General features: G+C 40.0%; 3 protein-coding genes and 2 tRNA genes. 2 read left to right on the top strand and 3 right to left on the bottom strand.

Going from position 1 to position 2,047, the window contains the following annotated elements; translation table 11 throughout:
• The coding region (locus J671_RS24610; RefSeq protein WP_031983774.1) for an acetyl-CoA hydrolase/transferase C-terminal domain-containing protein at positions 1 to 696 on the top strand (696 nt) is incomplete at its 5' end.
• A gap of 129 nt (positions 697 to 825) precedes the next feature.
• Positions 826 to 1,257 carry a GNAT family acetyltransferase gene (locus J671_RS24605; RefSeq protein WP_004884764.1) on the top strand — a complete coding sequence of 144 codons (432 nt, stop codon included), beginning with the start codon at positions 826 to 828 and terminating at the stop codon, positions 1,255 to 1,257.
• A gap of 170 nt (positions 1,258 to 1,427) precedes the next feature.
• Here J671_RS24605 and J671_RS24600 read toward each other — a convergent pair.
• The 3 genes from J671_RS24600 to J671_RS24590 all read right to left on the bottom strand — a co-directional run.
• Positions 1,428 to 1,503: transfer RNA gene (locus J671_RS24600), tRNA-Phe, on the bottom strand.
• Between the two features lie 126 nt (positions 1,504 to 1,629).
• Positions 1,630 to 1,705: transfer RNA gene (locus J671_RS24595), tRNA-Phe, on the bottom strand.
• Between the two features lie 105 nt (positions 1,706 to 1,810).
• The coding region (locus J671_RS24590; protein ID WP_031983773.1) for a GNAT family N-acetyltransferase at positions 1,811 to 2,047 on the bottom strand (237 nt) is incomplete at its 5' end.

Genomic DNA, 2,047 nt, shown 5'->3' with positions numbered 1-2,047 from the left:
GGTTTAAAAGATTCTAATTTTGAAGACCTCATCATGTACTCAGAAGTACTACAAGACTGTACTTTTGAACTCATTGATGCAGGTAAAATGAAGTTTGCTTCTGGTAGCTCAATTACCCTTTCAGCTAAATGTGGTGAGAAAGTTTTTGGCAATATCGAAGCTTACAAAGACAAATTAGTACTTCGTCCACAAGAAATTTCGAATCACCCTGAGCTTGTACGTCGTTTAGGTATTATCGGCATTAACACTGCACTTGAGTTTGATATTTACGGCAACGTGAACTCAACTCACGTATGTGGTACTAAAATGATGAACGGTATTGGTGGTTCAGGCGACTTCGCTCGTAATGCTCACTTGGCAATTTTTGTGACCAAATCAATTGCTAAGGGTGGCGATATCTCTTCTATTGTGCCAATGGTAAGCCACGTTGACCACAGTGAACACGACGTTGATATTTTAGTAACAGAGCAAGGTTTAGCAGACTTACGTGGCTTAGCACCTCGTGAACGTGCTCGCGCAATTATTGATAACTGTGTGCATCCGCTTTACCGTGATGCATTGAACGACTACTTTGATCGTGCCTGTGCCAAAGGTGGACATACTCCTCATTTACTTCGTGAAGCATTGTCTTGGCATGCAAACTTCGAAGAAACAGGTCAAATGCTTCAAGCGGCACCTGTTGCAAAATCAGCGTAAGCAATATTTTTAATTTAAGCACTCCTACGGGGGTGCTTTTTTATTTGTTTAAATTATTCACAACTACTGCTCAATTGCGTATTTTTATTTTATCTTTTCAATACATCAAAACAAAAAGTAGAAATCCATATGTTTATTATTCGTCAATTTACAAATGCAGATCTGGATGATGTGGTCAATTTATGGGAAAGCTGCGACCTAACCCGTCCATGGAATAATCCTGAAACCGATATATTTAGAAAAGTCTCACAACAGGATGATTTGTTTTTGGTTGCTATTAAAGATGAGGAATTGATTGGCACGCTCATGGGCGGCTATGACGGTCATAGAGGCTGGATTAACTATTTGGCTGTTCATCCCCACCAACAACGCTTAGGAATCGCTACAGCGCTTGTTCAGCAGCTTGAAAAGCGCCTTATCGCTCGTGGCTGCCCAAAACTTCAATTATTGGTGCGTAAAGACAATCTAAATGTGCTGAACTTTTACGAACAGCTCGGTTATGACGAAGTAGAAGCCGTATGTTTAGGAAAACGACTCATTAATGATAGTCCTCACGAGTAAAGACAAATTTCAGTTGAGCCATTTCTAGAAAGTTCAAACATTGTTGGGGATAAGTGAGTTTGCTTGTGGATAAAATGAGATTTATACACAAGTGAAGTCTTAATATTTTTTATTAAATAAATAGGCATGAAAAAAGCCCCATACTTTAAAGTATGGGGCTTTTTCGAATATGGTGGCGAGACCCAGGATCGAACTGGGGACACACGGATTTTCAATCCGTTGCTCTACCTACTGAGCTATCACGCCGATGGCCTGTATTAAGCCGCATCTCAGAACAATAGTCAACAATTATCCTGAGTTTCTGATTTAAATGAGTATTTTTTATACTTAAAAAAAATCCCTGATGGGATCAGGGATTGAAAACACAAATAATGGTGGCGAGACCCAGGATCGAACTGGGGACACACGGATTTTCAATCCGTTGCTCTACCTACTGAGCTATCACGCCGAAGTGGGCGTATTAAACAATGTTTATAAGAAGACGTCAAGCAACTTCCGTATTTTTTGTAACAAGTGTTTAATTTTAAATCACAAGTACAGGAAAAATGGAATTTTAGCTATGCAATTTACCAATATGCGCTAAACAGCGATGAATGGCACCGCAGCCTGGCTCAAAAATTTTAACGCCTTTTGATTCTTCTATACGACAAGCTTCTTCTACCAAGCGCTCAGCTACCCCACGACCACGGTTAGCAGGGTGTACAACAATATATTCAAGTACCTTGCTTTCGCCTTGTCCTGAACACCAGATTGCACCTATAATTTTGGTGTTAAATTCGGCAGTGTATAG

Origin of the sequence: Acinetobacter sp. 1130196 (assembly GCF_000588095.1) — a bacterium.
Classification (GTDB): domain Bacteria; phylum Pseudomonadota; class Gammaproteobacteria; order Pseudomonadales; family Moraxellaceae; genus Acinetobacter; species Acinetobacter nosocomialis.
This window is presented reverse-complemented; position numbering and strand designations above follow the sequence as displayed.

Excerpts from the sequence above, each read along its gene's own strand:
- J671_RS24605 (WP_004884764.1), top strand. The coding sequence starts at position 826 with ATGTTTATTATTCGTCAATTTACAAATGCAGATCTGGATGATGTGGTC.